The organism is Dietzia sp. HMSC21D01, from assembly GCF_001815995.1.
In the GTDB taxonomy this organism is placed as follows: Bacteria; Actinomycetota; Actinomycetes; order Mycobacteriales; family Mycobacteriaceae; genus Dietzia; species Dietzia cinnamea.
Map to the genome: position 1 here is coordinate 1 of NZ_KV824152.1, position 7,357 is coordinate 7,357.

7 protein-coding genes are annotated in these 7,357 nt (G+C 73.8%); 5 read left to right on the plus strand and 2 right to left on the minus strand.

What is annotated here, in order from left to right; translation table 11 throughout:
• Positions 1-1,327, minus strand: a 1,327-nt coding sequence (locus HMPREF3086_RS16910) for a DEAD/DEAH box helicase (RefSeq protein WP_246831036.1), incomplete at its 3' end; no start/stop codon positions are given.
• A 286-nt stretch (positions 1,328-1,613) separates the two neighbouring features.
• Here HMPREF3086_RS16910 and HMPREF3086_RS16915 point away from each other — a divergent pair.
• The gene (locus HMPREF3086_RS16915) at positions 1,614-1,841 is read left to right on the plus strand and encodes a DUF3107 domain-containing protein (protein ID WP_061228031.1); all 228 of its coding nucleotides are present in this window, start codon (positions 1,614-1,616) and stop codon (positions 1,839-1,841) included.
• 77 nt (positions 1,842-1,918) lie between these two features.
• Here HMPREF3086_RS16915 and HMPREF3086_RS16920 read toward each other — a convergent pair whose 3' ends face one another.
• Positions 1,919-2,578 (minus strand): TetR/AcrR family transcriptional regulator, encoded by a 660-nt coding sequence (locus HMPREF3086_RS16920; protein WP_070723091.1) that lies wholly within the window; start codon positions 2,576-2,578, stop codon positions 1,919-1,921.
• A 163-nt stretch (positions 2,579-2,741) separates the two neighbouring features.
• Between HMPREF3086_RS16920 and HMPREF3086_RS16925 the strand changes: the two genes are divergently transcribed.
• From HMPREF3086_RS16925 to HMPREF3086_RS16940, 4 genes are read left to right on the plus strand one after another with little or no spacing between them, the layout of a single operon-like run.
• Positions 2,742-3,752, plus strand: coding sequence for a DUF3152 domain-containing protein (locus HMPREF3086_RS16925; protein WP_083324505.1), 1,011 nt, complete (start codon positions 2,742-2,744; stop codon positions 3,750-3,752).
• Entirely contained in the window at positions 3,749-4,996 is a 1,248-nt protein-coding gene (locus HMPREF3086_RS16930; protein ID WP_070723096.1) for a ThiF family adenylyltransferase, read from the plus strand. The genes HMPREF3086_RS16925 and HMPREF3086_RS16930 overlap by 4 nt, the downstream gene beginning before the upstream one ends.
• Positions 4,997-5,022: 26 nt before the next feature.
• Complete coding sequence (locus HMPREF3086_RS16935) at positions 5,023-5,913, plus strand: TIGR02569 family protein (protein ID WP_070723093.1); 891 nt, start codon at positions 5,023-5,025, stop codon at positions 5,911-5,913.
• The gene (locus tag HMPREF3086_RS16940; RefSeq protein WP_061228028.1) at positions 5,910-7,160 is read left to right on the plus strand and encodes an MFS transporter; all 1,251 of its coding nucleotides are present in this window, start codon (positions 5,910-5,912) and stop codon (positions 7,158-7,160) included. The genes HMPREF3086_RS16935 and HMPREF3086_RS16940 overlap by 4 nt, the downstream gene beginning before the upstream one ends.
• Positions 7,161-7,357 lie beyond the last annotated feature (197 nt).

A 7,357-nucleotide genomic window follows, 5' to 3' on the forward strand; every position in this document is an offset into this window, starting at 1 on the left:
CGGACCCGCGCGTGCCACGGACCTCGGTGCGGCGGCCGGACCCGGCGCCGGTGGGGGCGCCGATCCGACCTCCGGCGCTCTCGGGGATGCCGAGGTCGCTGCGCAGGTGGGGCGAGGTGGAGTAGGTCTCGGCGGGCTCGCCGAAGTCCAGCCCGAGGGCCTTGTCGATCAGTCCCCACCGGGGCAGGTCGTCCCAGTCGACGAGCGTGACCGCGACGCCGGTGCGCCCGGCGCGGCCGGTGCGGCCGATGCGGTGGACGTAGGTCTTCTCGTCCTCGGGGCACTGGTAGTTGATGACGTGGGTGACGTCGTCGACGTCGATGCCGCGGGCCGCGACGTCGGTGGCGACGAGGACGTCGACGTCACCGGAGCGGAACGCCTTGAGTGACTTCTCGCGCGCGCCCTGGCCGAGGTCGCCGTGGATCGCGCCCACGCGGAAGCCGCGCTCGGCGAGGTCGTCGGCGAGCTTCTGGGCGGTGCGCTTGGTGCGGCAGAAGATCATGGTGGCCCCGCGGCCCTCGGCCTGCAGGATGCGCGCCACGACCTCGGGCTTGTCCAACGAGTGCGCCCGGTAGACGTGCTGGGTCGTGTTCTCGTGGGTCGCGCCGGAGTCGGCGGCCTCGGCGCGGATGTGCGTGGGCTTGGTGAGGAACGTGCGGGCCAGGGTGATGATCGGCCCGGGCATGGTGGCGGAGAAGAGCATGGTCTGCCGCTTCTCGGGCACCATGCGCAGCAGCTTCTCGATGTCCGGGAGGAAGCCCAGGTCGAGCATCTCGTCTGCCTCGTCCAGGACCAGGGCCTCGACCTTGCCGAGCACGAGCTTGGACTGGTTGGCCAGGTCGAGCAGGCGCCCGGGGGTGCCCACGACCACGTCGACGCCCTTCTCGAGGGCCTCGGTCTGCTGCTCGTACGGGGTGCCGCCGTAGATCGCGAGGACCTTGAGGGGACGGGTGCCCGAGCCGGTGGACGCGGTGAGCCCGGTGGCGGCGATCTTGAGGTCCTGGGTGACCTGGATGCACAGCTCTCGCGTGGGCACGATCACCAGCGCGCGGGGCGTGCCGTCGAGCTCACGGGTCGCCTCGCCGGTGGAGATGCGGTGCAGGAGCGGCACGCCGAACCCGTAGGTCTTGCCCATCCCGGTGCGGGCCTGACCGATGAGGTCCGAGCCGGCCAGGGCGAGCGGCAGGGTGAGTTCCTGGATGGCGAACGTGTGGGTGATGCCGCGCTCGGCGAGGGCGGTGACGATCTCGGGTCGGACGCCGAGCTCGGCGAAGCTGGGGGAGGAGTCGGAGGACGGGGCGTCGACGACCGCGGTCGTCGTGGCCATGCCGTCTACGTCTTCTGTGGTGACATCTGTGGTGGACAGGGCGGTGCCTTTCTCGTCTCGCGCGCGGATGGTGTCGGGCCGTCGGAGTTCGGCCTCGCGAGCGGGGCGCGCGCACATTTCCACGGGACCCGCCGTACCCGACGCCGGTGTGGCCGGGCGCGGAGAGTGGTCCACGTGCGCCCATCCTATCCCGTGCCGCCGCCCCGGGCGGGGCTCGGGCTAGCCTGGGTCGCACGCATCATCGATGACGGCGTGACATGCGCCTACGACGAGAAGGGCAGGCACCGTGGAGGTCAAGATCGGCATCGCCGACAGCAACCGTGAGCTCGTGTTCAAGACCGGGATGGAGCCCGACGACGTGCACAAGCGCGTCGAGGCGGCCCTGACCGCGGACGCCAAGGGGATCCTCGAGCTCGAGGACGAGAAGGGCCGTCGCTACCTTGTGTCGACCGACCGGGTGGCGTATGTGGAGATCGGCGAGTCCGCCCGGCGACCGGTGGGCTTTTTGTCCTGACGCCGGCGACCGTCCGTCCGCCGACCGTCCGCCGAGCGTCCGCGCTCCCGGGCGGGCGGGCCGCGCGCGGCTCGGGGTCAGGCCTCGGGTGCGGGCCGGTCACCGCCGTGGCGCGGGATCTTCGACAGGCCGCCCCAGCACAGGGTGACCGTGGTCGAGACCGCGTCCTCGCGTGGGATCGGCCGACCGGCGTCGAGCCAGTGGCCGGCGCTGACCCGGCTGGCGCCGACCAGCCCGACGGCGAGCAGGCGCGATCGGTGCACGTCGAGGCCGGAGTCCCCCCGCACCAGGTCGTGCACCGCGTCGATGCACCCCTCGGTGGCCCGGTCGAGTTCGCGGCGGACGTCCTCGTCCCCGGACTCCGAGTAGAAGACCAGTCGGAAGCCCCGGGTGTCGTTGTCGGCGTAGGAGAAGAACGTGTCGACGGCCGCCTCGACGCGGCGGCGGTTGTCGGAGGTCGAGTCGAGCGCGGCCCGGATCCGGCCGAGCAGCGCGTCCACGTGGTGGCGCAGGACCTCGATGTACAGGTCCCGCTTGGAGTCGAAGTGCTGGTACAGCACCGGTTTGGACACCCCGGCGAGGACGGCGATGTCGTCCATCCCGGAGGCGTGGAAGCCCTGCTCGACGAACACCGTTCCGGCGGCGTCGATCAGCTGGCTTCGCCGCGCGCCGCGGGGGAGCCGGGCCGCTCGGGCGCGTCCCGGGGCGGCCGGGGCCGGTCCGTCCGGGCTCGTCATCTGGTGGCTCCTTCTCCGCCCGGGCGAGAGTCGACAGCCGACCGGGTCAGACGGACAATACCTGCACCTGTGGAGTGCGGCGGGACGCGCCTCACCCGGTATGTGGGATCGTGGAGACCGTGATCGGCAGTGGCCGATCGTCAGCGGACGTGGAGGTGTACGGATGAGCGACGGCCGTCGTCGGACGCCGGCCGGTGCGGAACCCGGCGCGCGTCAGCGGGCACCGTACTACCCGCCACACGGTGAGCCGCTGCGCGCGCCGTGGGACCCGGAGGAGTCGACCCCGGGGCGCCGCCGGTCGGTGCCCGGGTCCCGGGACCACCTGCGCAAGCAGACGCCGGTCGGGCGGTTCTTCGCCACGTGGGGCTGGCGCGCGTACGCGATCCCGGTGCTCGTGGTGCTCACCGCGCTCGTCATCGCCGACGCCGTCGTCTCGCCGGACGCGCAGCCGGACGACGGGGCCGTGCGGGCCCAGGAGACGCCGGCGATCGTCGGTGCGCCCGCGGCCGGCGAGGTACCGCCCAGCGGCGAGCTGCCCGAGGGCGGCCCGTTCGTCGAGGCGGCCGGTGGGGAGTTCCGGCTCGTGCCCGGCGGGACCGACCCGGTCGGGCGGCCGACGGCGGAGCAGTTCACCTACACGGTGGAGGTCGAGGACGGGATCGACACGGTCGACTTCGGCGGGGACGACTCGGTCGCCCGGATGATCGACGCGACCCTGGCCAACCCGAAGAGCTGGACGGCCGACGGGGCCGTCGCCTTCCAGCGCATCACCCGCGGCGAGCCCGCGTTCCGCGTCTCGCTGACCAGCCCCATGACGGTCCGCGAGAACTGCGGGTACGACATCGAGCTCGAGGCGAGCTGCTACAACTCGGCGACGGGGCGCGTGTACCTCAACCTCGCGCGCTGGGTGCGGGGTGCGCGGTCGTTCGAGGGGGACATCGGCTCCTACCGGCAGTACCTCGTCAATCACGAGGTCGGCCACGCGATCGGCTTCCCGGCGCACGAGCCGTGCCCCGCGGACGGCGCGCTGGCGCCGATCATGATGCAGCAGACGTTCGGGGTGAACAACGCCGAGATCCACCGGTTGGATCCCGAGGGCGTGGTCCCGGACAACGACGACACGTGCCGGTACAACGCGTGGCCGTTCCCCGACGGCGCGACGGTGGCGCGATGAGCGCCGCGGGTGGGTCGGCGGACCGGTCGCTGCCGCCGCTGGTGGACCCGGTGCCCGAACTGAGCGCGGAGGAGCGGGCGCGGTACTCGCGGCACCTGCTGCTCGGGGCGATCGGCGACGAGGGGCAGCGGCGCCTGCGCGCCGCGTCGGTGTTCGTCGTGGGCGCGGGTGGCCTGGGCGCGCCGGTGCTCATGTACCTCGCCGCGGCCGGCGTCGGGCGGATCACGGTCGTCGACGACGACGAGGTGGACCTCGGCAACCTGCACCGGCAGGTGATCCACTCCGTCGGGGCCGTCGGCCGGCCGAAGGTGGACTCGGCCCGGGACCGGCTGGCCGAGTTGGCCCCCGGCGTCCGGGTCGACGCCGTGCACGCCAGGCTGGACGCGCTGAACATCGGTTCCCTGCTCGAGGGGCACCACCTGGTGATCGACGGCAGCGACAACTTCGCGACCCGGTACCTGGTCTCCGACGCGTGCGAGATCGCCGGGATCCCGCTCATCTGGGGGACGATCGACCGGTTCCGGGCACAGCTCGCCGTGTTCTGGTCCCGCCCGCCCGCACCGGCCGAGGCGGTGACCCTGCGGGACCTGTACCCGGCGCCCCCGCCCGCGGGCTCGGTGCCCAGCTGCGCCGAGGCCGGGGTCGTGGGTGCGCTCTGCGGCACGGTCGGGTCGATGATGGCGATGGAAGCCGTCAAGCTCGTCACCGGGGCGGGGCGGCCCCTGCTCGGTCGTCTCGTCCTCATGGACCTGCTCGAGTCCACCAACCGGACGGTCACGGTCCGCCCGGACCCGTCGCGCGAGCCGGTCACCGAGCTGCCGGACGGCGCCGGGGACGTCTCCTGCGAGCTCCCGGATCCCGGGCTGCCGGAGGTGCCGACCGTATCCGCGACCGACCTCGCGGCGGAGCTGGCCGCGTCGGGCCCGACAGGGTCGCCCGGGCGTCCCGACGCGCCGGCCCCGGTCCTGGTGGACGTCCGTGGCGCCGGCGAGAGGTCGATCGCGAGGATCGACCCGTCCGTGTGGGTGCCGCTGGACTCGGTCGCCGAGGTCGCCGGGGACCCGACGGGCGTCCTCGGCCGGGCGGCCGAGCGCGGTCCGCTGGTCGTGTACTGCAAGTCCGGGGTCCGGTCGGCGCGTGCGGCGGCGACCCTGTCCGCCGCCGGTTTCCCCGGCGTCCGGTCGCTCGCGGGCGGCATCGAAGCGTGGACACGCGACGTGGACCCGTCCCTGCCCGGGTACTGACGACCGGGGTGGGTACCGTGGTCGGCGTGAACGACGTGACCGTCCCCGAGCACGTCCGCGGCGCCTTCGGCGTGGCGGACGGCACGGCCTCCCCCGTGGTCGCCGGTTCCGGCACGGGCTGGCTGATCCCCGCGCCGGGCGGCGCCGTGGTGCTGCGCCCCGTCGCGGACACGGCACTGGCCAACTGGTCCGCCCGGGTGCGGGAGGAGCTCGACGTGACCGGGCTGCGTGTCTCGCTGCCGGTGCGGTCGCGCGACGGCCGGCACGTCGTCAGCGGGTGGCGCGCCGACCGGGCCGTGTCCGGTCGGCCCGAGGCACGGGCGGACGAGACCATCGCGTGGTCGGCCAGGATCAACGCCGCCCTCACCGAGGTCGAGCGACCCCGGCTGGTCCGTCGGCCCGCCACGCGACCGTGGTCCGAGACCGACCTGTTCTCGTTCGCCGAGGCCGCCGCCTGGGACGGCGATCCCGAACACGATCTGGCGCCCGGGATGGAGGACCGGGGCACCCCTTTCGCCACGCATCGCGCGGCCGCCCTGCTCGGGGCCACCGGACTCATCCGGCACCGGCGCCCGGTCACGGTCCCCGGCGCGGGCGTGGTGCACGGTGACCTCGCCCGGGGCCTGCTCTTCGACGCCTCCGCCGAGCCGGCGCTGTCTGACGTCGTGCCCTACGCACGGCCGGCGTCGTGGTCGGCGGCGGTCGTCGCCGTGGACCACCTGTCCTGGGGCACGGTCGACGCCGGCGTCCTCACCCGCTGGCGGCAGCTCGAGAACTGGCCCCAGATGGTCCTGCGGGCGGCGGTGTTCCGACTCGCGGTGCACGCGCTGCACCCGGGATCGAAGCCCGCGGCGATGGACGGGCTCCAGGCCATGGCCCGGCAGGTCGGCGAGTTCGTCGCGGACACCGCCGCGTGAACGCCCGCTCCCCGCGGGCCGGATCCCGCCGCGGCGCCGTCACGTTCCCACTCGTCGCGTTCGTCGGCGTCGTGCTCGTCTCGCTCAACTTGCGCACCGCCGTCACCTCGCTCAGCCCCCTGCTCGGGGTGATCGACGCCGAGATCGGACTCGGCACCGCGGGCATGGGCCTGCTCGGCATGATCCCCACCCTGATGTTCGCGGTCTGGGGCGTGATCACGCCGATGGTCCTCAGACGGGTGGGCCTCGAACTGCTCACCGTGCTGGCGATGGTCGCCGCCGCGGTGGGGCAGGTGATCCGCGCCCTCGCGCACGACCCGTGGCTGATGGGCGCGGGGTCGCTCGTCGCCCTGGCCGGGATGGGTATCGGCAACGTCGTGGCCCCACCCCTGGTCAAGAAATACTTCCCCCGGCACGTGGCCGCCGTGAGCATGGCCTACATCACCGGCCTGCAGCTCGGCACCGTGGTGCCGGCGCTCGTGGCCGTGCCCGTCGAGGAGGCCGCCGGGTGGCGGGTCTCCATCGGCTGGTGGGCGGTGTTGGCCGTCGTCGCGGCCGTGCCGTGGGTCGTCGAGATCCTGCGCCCGGGCACACCCATCGGCGCCCCCCGGCCCGCCCCCGACGCAGTGTCCGCGGGAGGCGGCTCCGAGGCCGCACCGGCCCGCCGCATCCGCCCGTGGCGCTCGCCCGTCGGCGTGGCACTCGCCCTGTTCTTCGGCACGAACTCCCTGTGCACGTACGCGTTCTTCACGTGGCTCCCGGCCGTGGCGGAATCGATCGGCATGACACGCGCCGAGGGCGGCCTCGCCCTGGCGGTGTACTCGGCGATCGGACTCGTCGCCGCGCTGGCCGTCCCCTACATCGCGGGCCGGTTCGAGGACCCGTACGCCGTCGTCGTCGTCTCCGTCGTGTCCTACCTGGGGGCCTTCGCCGGCCTGCTCTGGGCGCCCGACCTCGCCCCGTGGCTGTGGATCTGCCTCCTCGGCGTGGGGCCCAGCACGTTCCCGCTCTGCCTGACCCTGATCAACCTCCGCACCCGCACCCAGGCCGGCTCGGCCGCGCTGTCCGGCTTCTCCCAGGGCGTCGGGTACACGGCCGCGTGCCTCGGGCCCATCGTGTTCGGGGTGCTGTTCGACGGTCCCGGGCTGGCGTCCGGGCTGGCGTTCCTCACGGTCGTGCTGCTCCTCATGCTGGTCGTGTCGCGGACAGCGTGCAGGCCGACCATGCTCGAGGACACCCTCCGCTGACGGTCGGCCGTCGCACCGGACCGGTCACTCCGGGCGGGGGTGCGATGTCGGAGTCGTGTGGTCTCATCGAGCCGTGACAGCGCCCGCCCCCACCCAGCCCACCAACGGACCCGGCCGGACCTGGCCGGCCGGTCTCGACGACCTCGTCGGCCGTGACTGGACCGCCGCCCGCGCCGGCCGGCAGGACCGGTGGGTCG

Coding starts and splice junctions, on each gene's coding strand:
- HMPREF3086_RS16920 (WP_070723091.1), bottom strand. CDS start 2,578: ATGACGAGCCCGGACGGACCGGCCCCGGCCGCCCCGGGACGCGCCCGA.
- HMPREF3086_RS16925 (WP_083324505.1), top strand. CDS start 2,742: ATGAGCGACGGCCGTCGTCGGACGCCGGCCGGTGCGGAACCCGGCGCG.
- HMPREF3086_RS16930 (WP_070723096.1), top strand. CDS start 3,749: ATGAGCGCCGCGGGTGGGTCGGCGGACCGGTCGCTGCCGCCGCTGGTG.